The 22,342-nt window shown below is 69.6% G+C and carries 12 protein-coding genes; 11 read left to right on the forward strand and 1 reads right to left on the reverse strand.

The genetic code is table 11. The features are described 5' to 3' along the window. Positions 1–217 precede the first annotated feature (217 nt). The 8 genes from lptE to B351_RS0114660 all read left to right on the forward strand — a co-directional run bounded on the left by lptE (position 218) and on the right by B351_RS0114660 (position 15,252). The gene (lptE, locus tag B351_RS0114625) at positions 218–847 is read left to right on the forward strand and encodes an LPS assembly lipoprotein LptE (RefSeq protein WP_019399780.1); all 630 of its coding nucleotides are present in this window, start codon (positions 218–220) and stop codon (positions 845–847) included. A gap of 25 nt (positions 848–872) precedes the next feature. Next, positions 873–1,910 carry a DNA polymerase III subunit delta gene (gene holA / locus B351_RS0114630; protein WP_019399781.1) on the forward strand — a complete coding sequence of 346 codons (1,038 nt, stop codon included), beginning with the start codon at positions 873–875 and terminating at the stop codon, positions 1,908–1,910. An 11-nt stretch (positions 1,911–1,921) separates the two neighbouring features. Beyond that, the gene (nadD, locus tag B351_RS0114635; RefSeq protein WP_019399782.1) at positions 1,922–2,593 is read left to right on the forward strand and encodes a nicotinate-nucleotide adenylyltransferase; all 672 of its coding nucleotides are present in this window, start codon (positions 1,922–1,924) and stop codon (positions 2,591–2,593) included. Positions 2,594–2,664: 71 nt separating this feature from the next. Further along, entirely contained in the window at positions 2,665–3,078 is a 414-nt protein-coding gene (gene rsfS, locus B351_RS0114640; RefSeq protein WP_019399783.1) for a ribosome silencing factor, read from the forward strand. Between the two features lie 421 nt (positions 3,079–3,499). After that, positions 3,500–3,970 carry a 23S rRNA (pseudouridine(1915)-N(3))-methyltransferase RlmH gene (gene rlmH / locus B351_RS0114645; RefSeq protein ID WP_019399784.1) on the forward strand — a complete coding sequence of 157 codons (471 nt, stop codon included), beginning with the start codon at positions 3,500–3,502 and terminating at the stop codon, positions 3,968–3,970. A gap of 378 nt (positions 3,971–4,348) precedes the next feature. After that, positions 4,349–7,432, forward strand: a complete 3,084-nt coding sequence (locus B351_RS0114650; protein ID WP_019399785.1) for a TonB-dependent receptor plug domain-containing protein — start codon at positions 4,349–4,351, stop codon at positions 7,430–7,432. Positions 7,433–8,639: 1,207 nt separating this feature from the next. Continuing rightward, positions 8,640–11,636 (forward strand): TonB-dependent receptor, encoded by a 2,997-nt coding sequence (locus B351_RS0114655; RefSeq protein ID WP_050992248.1) that lies wholly within the window; start codon positions 8,640–8,642, stop codon positions 11,634–11,636. A gap of 619 nt (positions 11,637–12,255) precedes the next feature. Next, a complete protein-coding gene (locus B351_RS0114660) occupies positions 12,256–15,252 on the forward strand; it encodes a TonB-dependent receptor (RefSeq protein ID WP_026010756.1) in 2,997 nt (998 codons plus the stop codon). A gap of 70 nt (positions 15,253–15,322) precedes the next feature. On the opposite strand, the gene B351_RS0114665 is transcribed toward B351_RS0114660, so the two are convergent. Further along, a complete protein-coding gene (locus tag B351_RS0114665; RefSeq protein WP_019399788.1) occupies positions 15,323–16,048 on the reverse strand; it encodes an SIMPL domain-containing protein in 726 nt (241 codons plus the stop codon). Between the two features lie 157 nt (positions 16,049–16,205). Between B351_RS0114665 and B351_RS0114670 the strand changes: the two genes are divergently transcribed. The 3 genes from B351_RS0114670 to B351_RS16955 all read left to right on the forward strand — a co-directional run. Then, positions 16,206–16,802, forward strand: coding sequence for a nucleoside triphosphate pyrophosphatase (locus B351_RS0114670; protein WP_019399789.1), 597 nt, complete (start codon positions 16,206–16,208; stop codon positions 16,800–16,802). A 6-nt stretch (positions 16,803–16,808) separates the two neighbouring features. Next, positions 16,809–18,296, forward strand: a complete 1,488-nt coding sequence (rng, locus tag B351_RS0114675) for a ribonuclease G (protein WP_019399790.1) — start codon at positions 16,809–16,811, stop codon at positions 18,294–18,296. Positions 18,297–18,401: 105 nt separating this feature from the next. Beyond that, positions 18,402–22,342, forward strand: a 3,941-nt coding sequence (locus tag B351_RS16955) for a YhdP family protein (protein WP_019399791.1), incomplete at its 3' end; no start/stop codon positions are given.

Raw genomic sequence — 22,342 nt, forward strand, 5'->3', positions numbered from 1 at the left:
GGGGGGGGGGGAGGTAGCGTCGGTTGTTCCCGCCTGGCGCTGTCGGTGCGGAGGAGCCTTGGCACCCACGCCTTGAACGTCCATCCCCCGATCCGCGCTGCGCGTATTGCATCCGGGTGGCAGTGCCGGCGCCGGTGCTCTCAAGCGGCGTTCACGGGGAATCGGTCAGGCTTCGCGCCTGTTGCCGCCCGTCGCGGCCTCGTCCAGACTTCTCCACATGATTGCGACCGCGTCCCCGCCCGCCCGGGCGCTGCTCTTCCTCGCCACCCTGGCCCTGGCCGGATGCGGCTTCCACCTGCGCGACCGCATCGCCCTGCCCAGCGATGCGCCGCCGGTGCAGGTGTACTCGAGCACCCCGTACAGCTCGCTGGTGACCCTGCTGGAGCGCAACCTGCGCAACGCCGGCGCCAAGGTGGCCGACGAGGGCACCGCCGGGGGCGAGGTGCTGCGCCTGGAAGTGCTGTCCGAGCGCTGGGGCGACCTGCCGATCGCGATCGACGAGCAGGGCCGCGCCCAGGAATTCTCGCTGCGCTACGCCACCGTGTTCACCGCGGTGCTGGGCGACGGCACCGTGCTGGTGCCGCGGCAGTCGGTGGAACTGGCACGCGACTACGTGTCGCCGCCGGAGGACGCCACCGGCACCAGCAGCGAGCGCGAGATCCTGGCCGACGAGCTGCGCCGCGAGATGGCCGCCTCGATCCTGCGCCGGCTCGACAGCGTGGTCCGCGCCGATCCCTCGCGCGCGCGCCCGGTGCGTGCGCCGGAGGCCAGGCCGGCCGCGCCCGTGCCGGGCGAAGCCGGGGCGACGGAAGAGGGGCCCGCCTCCCTCGACGCCCCGGTGCGGTGAATCCGATGCAGCCAGGCCCGGCCCGATGGAGCTGAAGCCCGAACAGCTGGTCGCGCATGTGGGCAAGCAGCCGCTGCAGCCGGCCTATCTGGTCGCAGGCCCGGAAACCCTGCACGTGCTGGAAGCCGCCGACGCGGTGCGCGCGCGCGCGCGCGCCGAGGGCGCCGAGCGCGAGGTGTTCGAGGCCGAGGGCCGCGAGCCGGACTGGGATGCGCTATCGGCCAGCTTCGACGCGCCCGGCCTGTTCGCCTCGCGCCGCCTGCTGGAACTGCGCCTGCCCAATGGCAAGCCGGGCAAGACCGGTTCGGAAGTCATCATGGCCTTCTGCGCCAACCCGCCGCCGGACGTAACCCTGCTGATCGTGGCCAACGAATGGAGCAAGGCGCACCAGGGCAAGTGGTACGAAGCGGTCGCCAGGCACGGCGTGGTCTCCATCGCCTGGGCGCTCAAGCCGCACGAGTTGCCGGGCTGGATCGAGCGCCGGCTGCGCGACCGCGGCCTGCGCGCCAGCCCCGAGGCGGTCCAGGGCCTGGCCGAGCGGGTGGAGGGCAACCTGCTGGCTGCCGCGCAGGAGATCGACAAGCTGGCGCTGCTGGCACCGGGCGCGACCCTTGACCTGGACACGATGGAATCGCTGGTGGCCGACGCCGCCCGCTACGACGTGTTCCGCCTGGTCGAGACCGCGCTGTCCGGCCAGGCGGCGCAGGTGCGGCGCATGCTGGCCGGCTTGCGCGCCGAGGGCGAGCAGGTGGCCGGGCTGATGCCGGTGGTGATCCGCGAGCTGCTGCGCGCCGCCGCGCTGGCCCGTGCCCAGGCGCGTGGCGCCAACCTCGCCGCGGAAATGAAGTCGCAAGGCCTGTGGGAGGCACGCCAGGCGCCGTTCAAGCGTGCCCTGCAGCGGCACGCCGCGCCGCTGCGCTGGAACCGGTTCGCCGCCTACGCCTCGCGCGTGGACCGCGCGGCCAAGGGCCGCGCCGCCGGCGATCCGTGGCTGCTGCTGGAGCGGCTGCTGCTGGCAATCGCCGATACCCCCGCCACCCGGCTGCTCGCGACCGCCGGGTGAGTCCGCCGGCCATGCTCAGGCTCTGGTACGGCGGCACCTTCGATCCGGTCCATTGCGGCCACCTGGCCATCGCCCGCGCAGCCGCCGACGCGTTCGGCGTGCCGGTGACCCTGGCCCCGGCCGCCGATCCGCCGCACCGCGCCGTGCCCGGCGCCAGCGCCCACCATCGTGCGCGCATGCTCGATGTGGCCGCGGCCGGCGATCGGCGCTTGCGCGTGGACCGGCGCGAGCTGGAGCGCAGTGGCCCGTCCTGGACCATCGACACCCTGCGCGAACTGCGCGTGCTGCACGGCGGAGACGCGCCGCTGGCGCTGCTGCTGGGCGCCGACAGCTTCCGCTCGCTGCCGCAGTGGCACCAGTGGCGGGAGATCCTGTCGCTGGCGCACCTGGTGGTGGCCAGTCGCGGCGACGAGCCGGTCGACCGCGGGCTGCCACCGGAGCTGGCGGCAGCCACCGAAGGGCGCTGGTGCGACTCGCCGGCGGCGCTGGCCGCGGCCGCCGGCGGCCGGATCCTGCCGCTGCGGCAGCCGCTGCATCCGCAGTCGGCCAGCGCGGTGCGAGCCGCGATCGCCGCCGGCGATCCGGGCTGGCAGGGCATGGTGCCGCCGGCAGTGGCCGGCTACATCCTCCGCCACGGCCTGTACGGTGCCGGGCAGGGTGCGCACGGCGTGACGGGTACGTGACGCCGCCGCCGGTATAATCCGCACCCCTGTCGGCCAAGTGCCGGCCATTCCCCAGCTACCTCGAGTCTTCCTTGAACAACCAGGCCCACGTCATCAAGCCCCGGCTGCCCGAGCCGCCCCCTTCCGCCGACAAGCTGCTTGCCGCCGTGCGCGCCGCGGTGGAGGAGATCAAGGCCAAGGACGTCGTGGAGATCGACGTGCGCGGCAAGACCAGCGTGGCCGACCACCTGGTGATCGCCTCGGGTACATCCACCCGCCACGTGAAGTCCATCGCCGACGAGGTGGTGAAGTTCGCCAAGAAGCTCGGCGCGCAGCCGCTTGGCGTGGAAGGGGAGCGCGAGGCCGAGTGGGTGCTGGTGGACCTGGGCGACGTGATCGTCCACGTCATGCTGCCGCGGGTGCGCGAGTTCTACGCGCTGGAGCGGCTGTGGAGCGTCGGCGACCAGCAGCCGCGCTCGGCCGCGGACGTCGACGACGCCGGCTGATCCAGCGCCCGCGCATGCGGGCGGCACCGCACGAAGCAAGGGCCGCGCCTGGGCGCGGCCTTTGCGTTCCTGCGCCGGTGGGCGTCGCGCTCCTGCGTGCAGAAGGCGTGCCCGCGCGTGCGTGGCGCGCCGATGCGCCTGCTGCCTGGTGCGACTGCGGCCCCGCAACCGCCTCGCTGCCGGGGTTGTGCCGGGTTGATCGCCGCCGCTCCTGACGCCCGCCGGCCGCGGGAAGGCGGTGTGACGCAATCGGGCGTGCCGGCCCGCCGCGGCCTCCGCTGCCCCGGCCAGCCGCTCGTTCCCGCCGCGTGACTGGCGCGCGGATCCGGTGGCAGCCAGGGAGCGGGCAGGAGAGGCCGTGCATTGCGCAGGCAGGCGCGGTGCGGCCTGGCTGCGGCCTGGTGGTGCGTATCATGTGCCGATGAAGGCACGTCTGATCGCAACCGGCGAACGCGCTCCCTCCTGGGTGGCCGAGGGTTTCGCCGAGTACCGCAAGCGGCTCTCGCACTGGATGCCGCTGGAACTGGTGGAAGTGGAGCCGGGCCTGCGCGGCAAGGGCCGCGATCCGCAGCGGGCGATCGAGGACGAAGGCCGGCGCGTGCTGGCGGCGCTGCCGAAGAACGCACACGTGGTCACGCTGGACGTGCCCGGCAAGCCCTGGTCGTCCGAACAGCTGGCCGCGCGCATGGAGCACTGGCGGCAGCAGGGTCGCGACCTGGCGTTCCTGATTGGCGGCCCGGAAGGGCACGCCCCCGAGGTCAGGGCCATGGCCCACGAATCCTGGTCCCTGGGCCCGCTGACCCTGCCGCACATGCTGGTGCGCCTGGTGGTGGCCGAGCAGCTGTACCGCGCCGCGGCCATGCTGGCCAACCACCCCTACCACCGCGCCTGAATACGACCCGGTCCCGGCGCCCACCATACGGGGCGTTTCATTAGTTCGTTCTATGTTTGGGACGATCTGTTTCTGGGATGCGCTTGCTAATTCCATTTGGCTATGAATGCACCTGAATGGGGATTGGGCCGGAACTGCTCGCCAAAGGCGCTACAGCGGGCCTTCTGTAGATCCAAACGGGAGCGCATAGCGCACCTTTGTGGTGCTTACAAGACTTCCTTTGCGAGTCAGTAACGCAACTTTAATTTTTATTTGAAATGGTATAGGTTGGGACCGCTGGCGAGGCTTAGCTTCGCGGCCACTGTCCCATAAGCATTTGAATCGAGAGGACTAATGTCTTTTGCAACTAAGGGCGGTGACAGCCGCCGCCGTAACTATATGAAGGTGAGCCTGCTGGCACTGGCGCTGTCCGGTGCTGTGGCCACCATGATCCCGGCCGAACAGGCCTACGCCCAGAGCACCTCGGGCGACATCATCGGTACGCTCGACGCGTCCGCCGGCAAGGTCCAGGTGCGCAACCTGGGTTCGGGCCAGGTCCGCGAGTTCGCCGTTGGTGCCGACGGTCGCTTCCGTGCCCCGGCCCTGCCGGCCGGACAGTACGAGGTGACCACCTCCGATGGCCGCACCACCGTCGTCACCGTGGTTGCCGGTAAGGCCGTGACCGCCTCGTTCGCCGCCTCCGACGCGACTTCGCTGGACGTCGTCCAGGTCCGCGGCCTGGGCTCGGTCAACGGCATCGACCTCACCAGCATCGAGACCCGCACCACCTTCACCGCCGACCAGCTGAACTCGCTGCCGGTCGCCCGCAACGTCACCGCGGTCTCGCTGCTGACCCCGGGCACTGCCGCCAGCAGTGACTACTTCGGCAACGCTTCGTTCGGTGGCGCCTCGGCGGCCGAGAACAGCTACTACGTCAACGGCTTCAACGTCACCAACCTGTACGACAACCTGTCGTTCTCCGAGGTTCCGTACCAGGCGATCGACCAGCTGGACGTGCAGACCGGCGGCTACGGCGCCCGCTACGGCTTCTCCACCGGCGGCGTGACCAGCGTCAACATCAAGCGCGGCACCAACGAGCTGAAGGGCGGCTTCAGCTACACCGTCGTGCCGGATTCGCTGCGCGAGCAGCCCGATCCGGTGATGCTGAGCGACGGCACCATCTTCCGCAGCTACGGCAACAACAAGTCGTCCTCGGACAACCTGAGCTTCTGGGCGAGCGGTCCGCTGATCAAGGATCGCCTGTTCTTCTTCGCCCTGGGTTCGTTCAGCAACCAGGACGTGACCAGCTACGCTGCCCGTGGTAACGGCTACTCGACCTCGCCGACTGCGCCGTACACCACGAACCGCAACACCACCATGTACGACTACAAGTCGCGTCAGCCGTACTGGGTGGCCAAGCTGGACTGGTACGTCAACGACAACAACCACGTCGAGTACACCGGCTTCGACAATACCCGCAAGGGCACCTACAACCGCTACACCGCGACCTACTCCAGCCTGGACGCCGACGCCAGCGTCAGCAAGGGCACCTACCAGGGCAAGGAGATCCTCGAGAACGGTGGCACCACCCACATCCTGAAGTGGACCTCCTACCTCAGCGATGCCCTGACCATGTCGCTGCAGTATGGTCAGATGGACAACACCAACTCTGACTACACGGTCAACGCCGACGGCATCGAGAACAAGTACAACGGCGACATCAACTCCTCGCCGACCTGCCCGTACGTCCTCGACTACCGTCCGGACAGCTCGAACTTCGGCCAGAACATCGGCTGCGCCACCGTGAGCTCGGTGGACATCTACGGTGGTTCGAACAAGCGCGACGCCGGCCGCATCGACTTCGAGTACCTGGTGGGCGACCACAAGATCTCGTTCGGTTACAGCGACGAGCGCTGGAAGTCGTTCCAGGGCGCCGCCCAGGACGTGTACTACATCACCACGTCCGATTACTTCCTGGGCACCGACGAGTCGGTCGACATCTACAACCAGATCCGCTACTTCAACGGCGGCAGCGTGCAGGTCAACCAGAAGTCCTGGTACATCGAGGACAACTGGAACATCACCGACAACTTCATGCTGTACGCGGGTCTGCGTAACGACTCGTTCGAGAACAAGAACACGAACGGCATCACCTTCGTGAAGCAGGACAACATCTGGCAGCCGCGCGTCGGCTTCACCTGGGATGTCCTGGGCAACGGTGATTCCAAGGTGTTCGGCTCGGTCGGCCGTTACTCCCTGCCGATCGCCGCCAACGTCGCCCTGCGCGCCGCTTCGGCCTCGTACTACACCGACTTCTACTACACCTACACCGGTGGCCTGGATCCGGTGACCAAGGTGCCGGTGAACACCACCGGCAGCTACGCCGACGGTGCGTACAACCTGGTGCACAACGGCGAGGACGGCAGCGTGCCGAATCCGGAAGCCGTGGCCGCCCGCGGCCTGAAGCCCTACACCCAGGACGAGCTGATCCTGGGCTACCAGCAGCGCCTGGATTCGGCCAACGACTTCCTGGACGGCTGGACCCTGGGCATCAAGGGCACCTACCGCCGCGTCGACAACGCCATCGACGACACCTGCGATGCGCGTGCGCTGTACAACGCGGGCGTGGACGCCGGCTACGACCTGTCCAACTGGGACGACGAGTGGACCGTGCCGGGTGGCATCCCGGGCTGCTACATCTACAACCCGGGTCGCGACATGACCCTGACCACCGACCTGAACGTCGACGGCAACATCGTCACCGTCACCGTTCCGGGCGCCGCCCTGGGTCCGAAGGCCAAGCGTGACTACAAGGCCATCACCCTGAGCGCGGACAAGGCGACCGAGCGCTGGAACGTCAGCGCCTCGTATACCTGGGCCAAGCTGACCGGTAACCTGGAAGGCCTGGTCAAGAGCACCAACGGTCAGGACGACACCGGCACGACCTCGGACTTCGACTTCGCCGAGATCATGATCGGTGCCAACGGCTACCTGTTCAACGACCACCGCCACAGCCTGAAGGTCTTCGGCTCTTACTCCTTCACTCCGGAGTGGCAGCTGGGCTTCAACCTGCTGGCGCAGTCGGGTTCGCCGATCTCCTGCCTGGGCGGCGGCTACGGCAGCTTCGGCACCGAGTACGGCTACACCGGCGTGTTCCATGTCTGCGACACCGGCGAGATCAACACCGGCAGCAACAAGAACCGTGCCCAGGACGACGTGGTGAGCCCGGTGGGTTCCGCTGGCCGCACCCCGTGGGTCGTCACCTTCAGCCCGAGCCTGGTGTACAAGCCGCGTTGGGCCGAGGGTCTGCGCCTGAATGTTGACGTGATCAACCTGTTCAACAACATCAAGCCGACCCAGGTGTACGAGACCAAGTTCGCCTACAGCGGCGTGTCCTCGTACCGCAACTACTACAACTACGGTGCTGCCAAGTTCTTCAACGATCCGCGCTACGTGCGGTTCCAGGTGCAGTACGACTTCTAATCCGTTCCGGATCTAGAAGGTGCTTCAAGACCGCCCCCGGCAACGGGGGCGGTTTTTTTTTTGCCCTGGTTTGCGGCGGCAAGCGCGGGGGCCCTGCTGTACCGACACCGGATTTGCTTGCGTGTGGGGCGTGCCAGTGGGCTACCGGCCCGTGGCGACCCCTGGTGGATCACGTGGCGGGCCAAAACGCGCACGCACGTGCGCGACCGGGTCGCACTACGCCGCCCACGGCAAATCCTTGCGGCTCGCGACCCAGGACGGCTCCGGGTCGGATACCGGCGACGACAAGGCAGTCCCCCAGGACCGCCACGAGCCCGGTGGCGTGATGTCGCCGCCGACCGCCGGGAACGCGCCGGAATGCGTAGTGCACCTGCATGCGGACAGCGCGGCATTCCACGTGCATTCGTGGCCGGCACGCTGCGCTCCACAGGCGTGGCGCGGATGGCGGCTCCGGGGGCGGAGCTGATCGGTGATCGCTTTGCTGGTTTGCGAGGGCGCCACTCTGGCGCGGCGCCTGGCCAGCAGCGGGGGCGGGCGGCCCTTGCCGCACCTGGATGGTGCGGCGAGCGATTGCATCACGTTGCAGCCGGATGCGCGTGGCGCGCTAGCCAATATTCCTTGCGGACCCCGATATCGCCACTGGCGATGACGGGCGCCCTGGTTTTTTTTGCGCAAGCAAGGAGGCCCGCCAGGGCGCGGGCCCGGGCGAGCTGAACATCCGCGTACGGTGATGGGCTGCTCGTTGCCCAAGATTCCCGATCGTTGCGCCGGCGCCAACGAAAGACATGTGCCCGAAGTCAGGGAATCTATTCAATTTTCTCCATTTCTGAGGCTTTTCGATTCCTTGAAAATATATTATGACGCCTTTCCCGAGATATTCATGTTTTCAGGTTTTGCTGTAGTGCGCAAATAAAAACAAGTACTTAACAGTACGCAATTATCGAATGCCCAATTCAGTTTCGTCAGCAAATAAATTTATTTTATTTTGAGATGAACAGCTGAATCCAATTGCTTTCATTTCACATGATTCTTCTGCGGGAGAAACGTCGTTATATTCCGGTTAACCCTGCATTTCATTCAGGTTCCAGCCATGGATGTATGCCGGGCGTGTAGTCCACGTGGTCCACCCCCTTCGAACATTTTTTGAGAGGTCGGCGCTGTGACGAATACGAAAAGCTCCCGTTGTGTGAAGAACATCAAGCGAAGCATGCTCAGTCTCGCGCTGGGCATGTGCATTGCCGGCGCCGCCTGGGCCGCCGATCCCGGCAGCTTGCGTATCAGCATCACCGGTGCTGACGGGCAACCGGTTGCCGGTGCAACCGTGCGGGTCAGCTCTCCGGACAGCCTCGTCAGCAAGAGTGGCGTCACCGGCGATGACGGCACCGTGCGCCTGCAGGGCCTCGACCCGGCGACCAACTACACCGTGGTGATTTCCGCGGCCGGCTACGAGGACTACACCGCGTCCAACGTGGCGGTGGTTTCCGGCCGCAACCTCAGCCTGGGTTACAGCCTGGGCGGCGGCGGCCGCACCGCCGGCGATGCCACCACCCTCGACGCGATCGTCGTTACCGGCGCCTCGCTGGCGGCCATCGACACCACCTCGGCCACCGTGGGCACCACGCTGACCCTGCAGATGGTGGAATCGCTGCCCACCGGCCGCAGCTACCAGAGCTACCTGCAGCTGGTCCCGGGCGTGAAGCCCAGCCCCGGCGGCAACCCTTCGTCCAAGTCCGGCGTCAACTACAGCGACATCGGCGGCGCCAGCGGCAGCTCCTCCGACAACGTCTACCTGATCGACGGCGTCGACGTCACCGACAACAACACCGGCACCTTCGGTTCGAACTTCAACTCCGAGATCATCCAGGAGCAGCAGGTCATCACCGGCGGCGTGCCCGCCGAGTACGCCGGCGGCTCGGGCCTGATCTCCAAGGTGATCACCAAGTCCGGTAGCGACGAGTGGCACGGCTCGGTCAACTACTACCTGCAGAACGACAACCTGGTCGCCAAGGACAAACACGGCGAGTCCAGCGGCTTCTCCACCTACGACACCGCCTTCACCCTGGGCGGCCCGATCGTCAAGGAGAAGCTGTGGTTCTTCGCCTCGTACCAGAAGAAGTACCGCGAAGACGACGTGCTTGACCCGACCACGCGCACCGCGATGCGCACGGTGGAGAGCGACGCGCGCTACGCGTTCTTCAAGACCACCTGGCAGATCACCGAGAACGACCGCCTGGTCGCCACCTTCTTCAACGACCCGACCGATATCAGCGGTTCGCGCAACGCGACCACCCTCAACAACCGCGACGTGGCCCGCGAGCAGGGCGGCGACAACTACAAGCTGGAGTACAGCCGCGACTGGGGCAACCTGCTGCTGAACGTCTACGGCTTCACCCACGAGGGCGAGCTGTCCGACATCCCGGCGGTGCAGGACCAGTCGCGCAACGACGTCGCCTACTTCAACTCGCCGGCCAGCCTGGCCGAGCGCCAGCAGGGCGGCGGCGGCACCGCGCTGATCACCGAGCGCAACCGCGACGAGTTCGGCCTGAGCCTGGAGTACTTCCTGGACACCGCCTTCGGTACCCACACCATCAAGGGCGGCGTGTCCTACTCGGAGAACGAGTACTTCGAGGACTCGATCATCACCGGCCCGGACCGCGCGCGCTACGCCTCCATCGCCGCGGCCAACGCCGGCGTGAGCTTCGCCGACTTCATCGGCCCGGGCTGGTCGGGCACCCGCTCGATCTCCAGCAGCGATGTTTCCCGCCTGCTGTCCGACACCGGCCGCGTCGGCAACTCCACCGCCGCCGACCGCGCGTACTTCATCAGCGCCCTGGACACCAACGGCGACGGCGAGGTGTCGCAGGCCGAGCTGTACGCGTACCAGTTCACCAGCACCGCGGGCAACCCGACCGGCCAGGTGAACAACTACCGCATCATCGAGGCGGCCGCCGCGCCGTACACGGTGAAGAGCAAGGGCAAGACCTTCTACCTGCAGGACACCTGGACCAAGGACCAGTGGACGGTCAACGCCGGCGTGCGCGCCGAGGAGTGGACCCACTACGACTCCAAGGGCGGCGAGTCCGCGAAGTTCGACTGGGAGTTCGCCCCGCGCCTGAGCGTGGTGTACGACATCTTCGGCGACGCCCGTTCCAAGCTGTTCGGCTTCTACGGCCGGTACTACGACCCGATCCGCACCAACATGGCCGACTTCGCCGGCAACCTGACCGGCCCGGAGCTGCACGAGCAGATCTACATCGGCGACCGCTGGCTGACCTATCGCGTGCGTGGTGGCGAGAAGACCCCGGACGCGCTGTTCGCGCCGTCGACCAAGACGCCGTATACCGATGAGTTCATGGTGGGCGTGTCGCACACGATCGGCACCGACATGAGCCTGTCGGTGACCTTCACCCGGCGCACCACCAAGGACATCCTCGAGGACTACGACCTGGCGCTGTACTCCGACCCGACGGTCGAGCGCGGCGACCACGGCGTGGCCGGCCCGGGTTCGCCGACGTTCTACCTGCCGTACTCGTACTTCGGCTACGACGGCGCCCCGAACTCGAACTACGTGATCGCCACGCTGGCCGGCGGCAAGCGCGAGTACCAGGGCCTGGAGATCACCCTGCAGAAGTTCAAGAGCAACAACTGGCAGGGCATGCTGTCGTACACCTACAACGACGCCCACGGCAACACCAACTCCGACTCCAACGCGGACTTCCAGGGCGACTGGCTGGCCATCGACCCGCGCGCCCCCAACATGTGGGGCCGGCAGCCGGGCAACATCGAGCACCAGTTCAAGGCCTTCGGCTCGTACGAGTTCGATTTCGGCCTGGAGCTGAGCGCGGTGTTCAACTGGAACAGCGGCCTGATCTACAGCCGCTCGCAGCTGATCTCCGGCCGCTACCTGCCGGTGATGGGCGACGAGTACGAGTACGACGGCGTGTTCGACACCTGGGTGCTGCCCGGCAGCATCGGCGCCGAGACCGGCCCGTCGTACTACACGCTCGACGTGCGCGCCAAGTACGTCAAGCCGCTGCAGGTCGGACAGCTGGAGTTCTTCGTCGACGTCTTCAACATCCTCAACAAGCAGTCGGCCACCAGCCACATGGCCCTGGTCGACGGCAACGGCGTGTACAACTTCGGCCAGGCCAACGACTGGGTCGAGCCGCGCCGTGCCTACCTGGGCGTGCGCTACTCGTTCTGATCCACACCGATCGTGCGTGACCGGAACCGGCGCCTTCGGGCGCCGGTTCTTTTTTGTGTGCGGGGCGGATGCGCTGGACGCGACCGAAAGCCGATGCCGGATCGCGCCACGCTGCGCTGCGACATGCGGCGGCACGGCTTGCGGAGGGCATGCCAGGGTGCACCCGGGGCAGGGCACGCGGGAACGGGGAGGTGGCCGGTGTCGCGCGTCGAGGGAAGCCTCCGGATCTGCCCGGGGGATGCGCGAGTGCCTCGCCGGCGCTGCGAGCGGACGATGGCCACGCATATATATGCGTATGCGCGGGTTACGTCGGGACGCCAAGGCAGCTGCAGGCGCCCACGGGCCAGTGCTTCAGGTTTGTATGCGGCGAATCAAATGGTGACGCCAGACGTGCGCGCGCGTGACGGGCTTCGCGACTTCACGATCCGATGACTTTGTTGAATGCGCTAGTGCGAATCGATTTATCCGAACGGTTCCGCAAAGTGAGAACCAGGTCGTTTCATCTGGCTTGATTCCTTGCGCAAAAACACCGTTACATCGCGGTTAACCGGGCGTTTTCCGTCCGGTAAGAAAGCCTTCGGGCGCAAGTCCAGTTTCCATCCATCAAGAGGCTGCAGCTGTGACTGAATCCAATCGCTTCCATTGCTCCAGGGGAATAAGGCGGACCGCGCTCAGTATCGCGCTTGGCCTGTGTTTCGCAGGCACCGTCCACGCGCAGTCCAATACCGCCGGCTCGGTCTTCGGCCAGGCGGAAAGCGGCGACACGGTCCAGATCGTCAACACCCAGACCGGCTTTACCCGGCAGATCACCGTGGGTGGCGACGGCAGCTTCCGCCTGTCGGCCATCCCCGCGGGCGAGTACCGGGTGATCCGCACCTCGCCGTCCGGGGAAGTGAACGAGCGCGTGGTGCGGGTCAGCAGCGGTAGCGGCTCCAACGTCTCCTTCGTCGCCGCGGCCAGTTCCTCGGCGACGGCGCTGGACGCGGTGGAGGTGCGCGGCTTCGCCGGCGCGGTCAACCCGATCGACGTGTCCTCGGTGGAGTCGGTGACGATCCTGACCGAGGCCCAGCTGGACCGCCTGCCGGTGCGCCGCAACGCCACCGACGTGGCCCTGCTGGCGCCGGGCACGGTGCGCGGCGACAACCGCTTCGGCAACCTGGCCTCGTTCGGCGGTTCCTCCGTGGCCGAGAACGTGTACTACGTCAACGGCTTCAACGTGACCAACATCGTCACCGGCACCGCCTTCAACCAGGTGCCGTTCGAGGCGGTGCAGGAACAGCAGATGAAGACCGGCGGCTACGGCGCCGAGTTCGGCCGTTCCCTCGGTGGCGTCATCAACGTCACCACCAAGCAGGGCACCAACGAGTGGAAGGGCGGCGTGAGCCTGTTCTGGAGCCCGGACTCGCTGGCCAAGGGCACCCCGTTCGCGTACGACCCGACCCGCTCGGGCACCTACCGCATCGTCGACACCGGCTCCAAGACCGATTCCTTCGTCTACAACCTCTACGGCGGCGGTCCGCTGATCAAGGACCGGCTGTTCTTCTTCGGCCTGTTCCAGGGCAAGGACGACACCGAGGTCCTGAACTACGAGAACGGCAGCGACCGCTCCAAGGAAGACTCGCCGCAGGGCCTGGTCAAGCTGGACTGGTACATCAACGACAGCCACCGCCTCGAGCTGACCGCCTTCAGCGACAAGAACAAGATCAAGGGCACCACCTACCAGCGCGAGCCGGGCGACCTGACCATCGGCGGCGGCACCCCGATCGGCACCTTCCGCGCCGAGGAGGGCGGCGAGAACTACATCGGCAAGTGGACCGGCTACCTCACCGACACCTTCACCCTGTCGGCGCTGTACGGCCGCGGCGAGTACTCGCGCTTCAACACCAACACCAACGCCGAGGGCTGCCCGGTGGTGGTCGACGTGCGTTCCTCCGGCACCGCGCCGGTGGGCGTGGCCGGCTGCTGGATCGACACCTTCCGCGGCGTGCCGGACGCCGGCGACGTGCGCAAGGCCTGGCGTGTGGACGGCGAGTGGGTGCTGGGCGACCACACCCTGCGCTTCGGCCTGGACCGCGAGGAATTCGAGACGGTCGACGGCAGCGAGTACTCCGGCGGCGCGTCCTGGCGCTACGTCAACGGAACGCCCGGCTCCACCGCCGCGCCCGGGGTGATCGTGCCGCCCGGCGTCACCGAACTGGTCCGCTTCCGCTACATCGGCAACGGCGGCACCTACCTGACCAAGAACAATGCCTGGTACGTCGAGGACACCTGGCAGGTCACCGACAACTTCATGGCCTACCTGGGCATCCGCAACGAGGGCTTCGAGAACCTCAACTCCGAGGGCGGCACCTTCATCGACATCGAGGACACCTGGGCGCCGCGCCTGGGCTTCTCCTGGGACGTGAACGGCGACTCCGGCCTGAAGGTGTTCGGTAACGCCGGCCGCTACTACATCCCGGTGTACGCCAACACCAACGTGCGCCTGGCCGGCCCGGAGCTGGACTACACCGAGTGGTACACCTTCACCGGCATCGACCCGGCGACCGGCATCCCGGTGCTGGGCGAGCAGGTGGGCCCGCGCAACTACACGTCCACCGGCGAGATCCCGGACCCGCGGACCGTGGTCGACAACAACCTCGACCCGATGTACCAGGACGAGTACATCATCGGCACCCAGTTCACCTTCGCCCCGAACTGGACCGCCGGCTTCCGCGCCATCCGCCGCGAACTGCAGTCGGGCATGGACGACATCTGCACCGGCGATGGCGCCGCCAACTGGGCGCTGGCCAACGGCTATTCGGAAGAACAGGCCGAGGCCATCTACGGGGCCCTGGAGCACTGCTTCCTGACCAACCCCGGCAAGGCCCTGTCGGCCAACGTCGACCTGGACGGCACCGGCACCCTGACCCGGGTGGACATCCCGGCCGAGGCCATCGGCCTGCCGGAGGCCCGCCGCACCTACACCGCCCTGGAGCTGATGCTGGACCGCGCCTGGGACGGCAAGTGGTTCCTGTCGGCTTCGTACACCTATGCCAAGAGCAAGGGCAACACCGAGGGCTACGTGAAGTCGGACAACGGCCAGGACGATGCCGGCATCACCCAGGACTTCGACTACCCCGGCCTGATGGACGGCTCGTTCGGCTACCTGCCCAACGACCGCCGGCACAGCTTCAAGCTGTTCGGCGCCTACCAGCTGACCGACGAGCTGCGCCTGGGCGCCAGCCTGCTGGCGCAGAGCGGCCGCCCGATCAACTGCTTCGGCGTGTACCCGGGCGATGGCCCGGACCCGGTTGCCCCGCTGTACGGCGTGGCCTCGTTCTACTGCGGCGAGGGCACCAGCGTCCCGGTCTCGTACGAGGACGGCCTGCATCCGCGCGGTACGTCCGGCCGCGTGCCGTGGGTGAAGATCGTGGACCTGCGCCTGGACTACGAGCCGCGCTGGGCGGAGGGCCTGTCGTTCGGCCTGGTCGCCAACAACGTGTTCAACCGCGAGGACTACTACCGGGTCCGCGACGACTGGGACACCGGCGCCGGCGACCGGGTCTACAGCTACAAGTTCCCGACCGGGTTCGTGGCCCCGCGCACGGTGACCTTCTCGGTCCAGTACGAGTTCTGACCGCCCCGGGACAGTGGCGGGAGGGCGCCCCCAGGGGCGCCCTTTTTTTATGGCGCGGTGGCCGCCGGACTCAGCGGCCCAGCTCGAACACCACGTCCAGCGACACCGAGACGCTGCTCTCGCCCGGGGCCACCGGGGTGCTGTCGAACGCCTCGGCCTTCATCGCCCCCATCCGCGGCATCGGCACCGGCATGCCGGCGCCGCCCTCGCCGATGCTGACGATCCGGCGCACGCGCAGGCCCAGCGCCTTGGCATAGGTTTCCGCGCGCGCCTGGGCCAGCTTCAGTGCCTCGATCCGCGCCCGGTCGTACAGCGGCTCGGGCTTGTCGATGCCGAAGCTGGGGCCGTTGATCTGGTTGGCGCCGTTGGCCACCAGTGCGTCCAGCACCTTGCCGATCCTGGCCACGTCGCGCAGCTTCACGCCCACCGTGTTGCTGGCCTGGTAGCCGGTGATCACCGGTGCCTGGTTCTCCACGTAGCGGTACTGCGGGTGCAGGTTCACGCCGCTGGTCTGGATGTCGCGTTCGGCCACGCCGGCGGCCTTGAGCGCGGCCAGTACCCGGTTCATCTGCTCGGCGTTCTGGCGCATGGCGGCGTTGCCGTCGGCGGCCTGGGTGACCACGCCGGCGGACACGCTGGCGATGTCCGGGGCCTGGCTGGCCTGGGCCTGGGCCTGGACCGAGAGCAGGGTGGCGTCGGCCGGCAGCGGCGGGACCGTCCCCTGCTGGGCCGCCGCCGGGGCGGCGATGGCCAGGGCCAGCGGGAGGGCGAGCAGGGAGGCGAAGAGGTTGCGCATGCGATGGGTCTCCTTGGATGGGGCCGCGCCGGCCGCGTGAAGAACGGCGGCAGGGTCGGGTTGTACGCATGAACGCGCGGTGAGCCGCTCCGGGGTCGCGGGGCGCCGGTGCCGATCGGACACCGTTCAGCGGGCAGGCGCGGGTTATCCTTTCCGAATGCTCTATCTGGCTTCCAAGTCCCCGCGCCGGGCCGAACTGCTCGAGCGCCTCGGCCTCTCCTACCGCCTGCTCGACGTCGACGTGCCCGAAGTGCGCACCCCCGGCGAGCCGGCGGCCGATTACGTGCGCCGCGTGGCCCGCGACAAGGCCGCCGCCGGCTGGGCCCTGGTATGCGCCGAGCCGGGCGCGCGGGTGCTGGGCGCCGATACCGAGGTGGTGCTGGACGGGGAGGTGTTCGGCAAGCCGGCCGACGCCGACGACGCGGCGGCCATGCTGCGGCGCCTGTCCGGCCGCACCCACCAGGTGCTGTCGGCGGTGGTGGTGCACGACGCCGCCGGTGCGCGCGAGGTGCTGTCGACCACCCAGGTGCGCTTCGCGGCGCTGGACGAGGCGGCCATCGCCGCCTACGTCGCCACCGGCGAGCCGCTGGGCAAGGCCGGGGCCTATGCCATCCAGGGCCGCGCCGAGGCCTTCGTCGAGCACCTGGCCGGCAGCCATTCCGGGGTGATGGGCCTGCCCCTGCACGAAACCGCGCGGCTGCTGGCCGCCGGCCCCGCAACCACGGCCGGCGCCCGCGCCGCGATGGCAGGATAGGAGCGCATGTCCGAGGAGATCCTGGTCAACGTCACGCCGCGCGAGACCCGGGTGGCCGTGGTCGAGAATGGCATGCTGCAGGAGCTGCACATCGAGCGCGGCTGGCGCCGCGGCGTGGTCGGCAACATCTACAAGGGGCGGGTGCAGCGGGTGATGCCCGGCATGCAGGCGGCCTTCGTCGAGGTCGGCCTGGAGCGGGCCGCGTTCCTGCACGCCAACGACGTGGTGCGGCCGGCCCCGGTCGACGCCGGGGTGTCCGACGACGCCCCGCCGCAGCCGCTGGCGCCGCCGTCGATCGTGGAGCTGCTGCGCGATGGCCAGGAGATCGTGGTCCAGGTGGTCAAGGACCCGATCGGCACCAAGGGCGCGCGCCTGACCACCCAGATCAGCATCCCCAGCCGCTACCTGGTGCTGCTGCCGCAGTCGCGCACGGTGGGCGTGTCGGCGCGGATCGAGGACGAGGCCGAGCGCCAGCGCCTGAAGACCATTGTTTCCGACCTGGCCACCAGCCACGGCGGCCATGGCTACATCATCCGCACCAACGCCGAGGGCCAGCCGGCCGAGGCCCTGGCCGAGGACATCGCCTACCTGTCGCGGGTATGGAACGTGGTCGAGCGCCGCGGCCGCGAGGCCCCGGCCGGCTCGATCATCTACGAGGACCTGAGCCTGCCGCTGCGCTCGGTGCGCGACCTGATCCGCAAGGACGTGGAAAAGGTGCGGGTCGACTCGCGCGACACCTACGACCGGCTGCAGGCCTTCGTCGCCAAGTACATGCCGGTGCTGGCCCAGAAGCTGGAGCTGTATTCCGGCGACCGCCCGATCTTCGACCTGTACGGGGTCGAGGACGAGATCGGACGCGCCCTGGACAAGCAGGTGCCGCTGAAGTCCGGCGGCTACCTGGTCATCGACCAGACCGAGGCGATGACCACCATCGACGTCAACACCGGCTCGTTCCTCGGCCAGCGCAACCTCGAGGAGACGGTGTACCGCACCAACCTGGAGGCCGCGCAGGCGGTGGCCCGCCAGCTGCGCCTGCGCAACCTGGGCGGGATCATCATCATCGACTTCATCGACATGACCGACCCGGAGCACCGCCGCCAGGTGCTGCGCACGCTGGAGAAGTCGCTGGCGCGCGACCACGCCAAGACCACGGTGTACGACTTCTCGCCGCTGGGCCTGGTCGAGATGACCCGCAAGCGCACGGTCGAGAGCCTGGAGCGGCAGCTGTCGGAGACCTGTCCGCAGTGCGGCGGGCGCGGCACGGGGAAGACCGCCGAGACGGTGACCTACGAGATCTTCCGCGAGATCACCCGCGCCGTGCGCCAGTTCGAGGCAGCGCGCTTGCTGGTGATCGCCTCGCCCAAGGTGGTGGCGCGGATCACCGAGGAGGAATCGGCGGCGGTGGCCGAGCTGGAGGAATTCCTCGGCAAGAGCATCCGCTTCCAGGCGGACGAGCAGTACCTGCAGGAGCAGTTCGATGTGGTCCTGCTTTGAGGCGCGGACCCCAGGGACGATAACGGCCAGGACGGGCAGCGACGGGACGGGGGCGGCGCTGGCCGTTGCCGCGGCGCGCGTGCGCGCCCGCCGGACCCGCGGACGGTGACCACCGTGCTGTCGCGCCACCGCCTGCGCCGGGTGCGCCGCTGGGCCGGATACCTGGCGGCCGTGCTGCTGATCGCGGTGGCGCTGGCGGTCGGCACCACCAGCCAGCTGCTGCCGCTGGCCGAGCGCCATCCGGACAAGGTGGCGGCCTGGCTCAGCGAGAAGGCCGGCCGCCCGGTGCAGTTCGACCAGGTGCGCACGCGCTGGACCCGGCGCGGCCCGCTGCTGCAGCTGGATGGCCTGCGCATCGGCGGCGGCGCCGACGGCGGCGGCGTGCAGGTCGGCCAGGCCGAGGTGCTGGTCTCGCTGTACGCCGGCCTGCTCCCGGGCCGTTCCTTCACCGAACTGCGCCTGCGCGGCCCGGCCCTGGCCCTGCGCCGCGAAGACGATGGCCGCTGGGCGATCCGCGGCCTGCCGCTGGCCGACGGCGCGCCCCAGGCCGATCCGCTGCAGTACCTGGAAGGGCTGGGCGAGCTGCAGGTGATTGGCGGCCGCCTCGACGTCGAGGCGCCGCAGCTGGGCCTGCAGCTGCGCATCCCGCGCATCGACCTGCGCCTGCGCGTCGACGGCGCGCGGGTCCGCGCCGGTGCCCGCGGCTGGATCGATCCGCAGGCCGAACCGCTGGCCCTGGCCCTGGAGTTCGAGCGCAGCCGCGGCGATGGCCGCGCCTGGGCGCAGCTGGACGCGGCCGACCTGGCCGCCTGGGCGCCGTTGCTGGGCCAGGCCGGGATCACCCCGCAGGCCGGCAGCGGCAAGGTCCAGGCCTGGGCCGAACTGCGCGGCCGCCGCGTGGTGCTGGCGACCAGCCAGTTCGAGCTGCGCGGCGTGGAGCTGGCCGGAGCCCCGCTGGAAGGCCTCGGCCGTCCGCTGCAGCAGCTGGCCGGGCTGTCCGGACAGCTGACCTGGCGGCTGGTGGCCGGCGGCTGGCGCCTGGACGCGCCGCACCTGCACCTGGAGATGCCCGGCGGCGCGCAGCGGCTGGACGGGCTGGTGCTGGCCGGCGGCCAGCAGTACGCGCTGCGGGTGGACGAGGTCGAGCTGGGGCCGCTGCTGGCGCTGGCCGCGCTGTCCGACCGCCTGCCGCCGGAACGCCGCGCCTGGCTGCTGGAAGCGGCGCCGCATGCGCGCCTGGCCGCGCTGGAGCTGGCCGGCGAGCGCGGCGGCGCGCTGCGCCTGCAGGGCCGGCTGGAAGGCCTGGGCTTCGCCCCGGTCGGCCGCGCCCCCGGCCTGGAAGGCCTGTCCGGCAGCTTCGAGGGCGATGCCCAGGCCATCCACCTGGCGCTGGACCCCGCCACCCCGCTGCGCCTGGACTGGCCGGGCGGCTTCGGCGTGGCCCACGAGGTGCGCCTGGACGGCCACCTGCTGGCCTGGCGCGAAGGCCCGGGCTGGCAGGTCGCCACCCCGGACCTGGCGATCCGCGCCAGCGACTACGGCGCGCGCCTGCGCGGCGGCCTGCACTTCCAGGGCGATGGCACCCGGCCGTGGATGGACGTGGCCGCCGAACTGGACGATGCCGCGGTGCCGGCGGCCAAGAAGTTCTGGCTGCGCCAGTCGATGCCGCCGGCGGCGGTGCAGTGGCTGGACATGGCCCTGGAGGACGGCGTGGTGCGCGATGGCCGCGCGCTGGTGGCCGGCGACCTGGATGACTGGCCGTTCGTGCACGACAACGGCCTGTTCGACGCGCGCGGGCGGATCGAGGGCGGCCGTTTCCGCTTCCAGGCCGAATGGCCGGCGCTGGAATCGACCCAGGCCGAGGTTGCCTTTGTCGGCAACGGCTTCCAGGTGCGCGGCAGCGGCGAACTGGGCGGGGTGCCGGTGGAGCGCTTCGAGGCGGGGATCGCCGACTACGGCGACGCGCCGTTGCTGGTGCGCGCCAGCGCCCGCGCCGACGCCGGCCGCTTCGTCGAGCTGCTGCGCGCCAGCCCGCTGTACGAGGCCCAGGCCGAGACCCTGGACAACCTGCAGGCCTCCGGCCCGGCGCGGGCCAGCTTCGCGCTCAACCTGCCGCTGAAGCACGACCAGCCCGGGCGCCTGTCCGGCAGCGTCGAACTGGCCGGCACCCGGCTGGTGGAGAAGCGCTGGAACCTGGCCTTCGACGGCGTGCGCGGCGAGGTCCGCTACGACGGCAACGGCTTTACCGCCGGGGACCTTGCGGTCGCCTACGAAGGCCAGCCCGGGCGCCTGTCGCTGCGCGCCGGCCGCGGCCACGTGCAGGACCCGGCGCAGGCCTTCGAGGCCGAGCTGGCCGCGCCGATGGATGCCAGCCGCCTGCTGGCGCGCGCCCCGGAGCTGGACTGGATGCGCCCCTACGTGCACGGCCGCTCCGCCTGGATCCTGGGCCTGGCGGTGCCGGCCAATGCCCCGGCCGGCACCCCGGCGGCACGGTTGCGGCTGGATTCGGACCTGGCCGGAACCACCCTGGACTTCCCCGCGCCACTGGCCAAGCCCGCGCCGGCCACCCTGCCGACCCGGGTGCAGCTGGGCCTGCCGTTCGGCAGTGGCCCGATCGATCTGGCCTTCGGCCAGCGCCTGGCCCTGCGCGCGCGCCAGCACAATGGCGCCACCGGGGTGATGGTGACCCTGGGCAGCGCCGTGGTCGCCGGCGAGCCGCCGGCCAGCGGCATGGCCATCGGCGGCCACACCGCCGAGCTGGATGCGCTGGAATGGATTGGCCTGGCGCGCGGCGGTGGCGGCGACGGGCTGCCGCTGCGCCGGGTCGACGTGCTGGCCCAGCAGCTGTACCTGCTGGGCGGGCAGTTCGCGCAGACCCGGCTGCAGCTGGAACCGCGGGCCGGGATGCTGGCGGTGGAGGTGGACGGCCCGGCCCTGGCCGGCCACCTGCAGGTGCCGGATGCGGCGGGCGAGCCGGTGCAGGGCCGCTTCGCGCGGCTGCACTGGCAGCCGGTGGCGCGCGCGCAGGCGGAAGCGCCGGCCGCCGCGGCAGCGCAGACCACGCCCGCGGCCGACCCTGGTCCGACCGCCGCCGGGGCCGCCACGCCGGCTGCGGCGTCCGTGGCCGCTGCCGGCAACCCTGCCGCGGACCTGCCCGCGGCGCCGGAGCCAACGGCGCCGGAAAGCTTCGACCCGGCCGCGGTACCGCCGCTGGCGATCGAGGTCGAGGACCTGCGCTACCGCGGCGCGCGCCTGGGCCGCGCCAGCCTGCGCACCACACCGGTGGCCGACGGCATGCGCCTGGAGCGGCTGCAGCTGCGCGCCGACTGGCAGCAGGCCGACATCAGCGGCGAATGGACCGGCCGCGGCGCCGACGCACGCACCCGGCTGCAGGTGGACGTGCGCAGCGAGGACATGGGCCGGCTGGTCTCGGCCCTGGGCTATGCCGACTTCCTCGCCCGCGGCGAGGGCACCCTGCGCCTGCAGGCCGGCTGGCCCGGGCCGCCGGACGGTTTCAGCCTGGGCGCGCTGGAGGGCAACCTGCGCATCGACGTGCGCAATGGCCAGCTGCTGGAGGTCGAGCCCGGCGCCGGCCGCGTGCTGGGCCTGCTGAGCGTGGCCCAGCTGCCGCGGCGGCTGATGCTGGACTTCCGCGACTTCTTCTTCCGCGGCCTGGCGTTCAACCGCCTGGAAGGCCAGGTACAGGTGGGCGGCGGCCATGCCGCCACCCCGGACATGCTGATCGACGGCCCGGCCGCCGAGATCCGCATCCGCGGCCGCACCGACCTGGTGGCGCAGCAGTTCGACCAGACCATCGACGTCCAGCCCAAGTCCGGCAACCTGCTGACCGTGGTCGGCGCGGTCGCCGGCGGACCGATGGGCGCGGCGGTCGGCGCCGCGGCCAATGCCGTGCTGGGCCGGCCGCTGGGCGGCATCGCCGCGCGCACCTACCACGTCAGCGGGCCCTGGAAGGAGCCCCGGGTCGAGGTGGTGGAGCGCGAGCCGGCGGCGGGCGCGCCGGCCGGTGGCGCGCCGACGCCCCCCGA

The sequence above is a fragment of the Pseudoxanthomonas sp. GW2 genome, from assembly GCF_000283075.1.
Lineage (GTDB): Bacteria > Pseudomonadota > Gammaproteobacteria > Xanthomonadales > Xanthomonadaceae > Pseudoxanthomonas.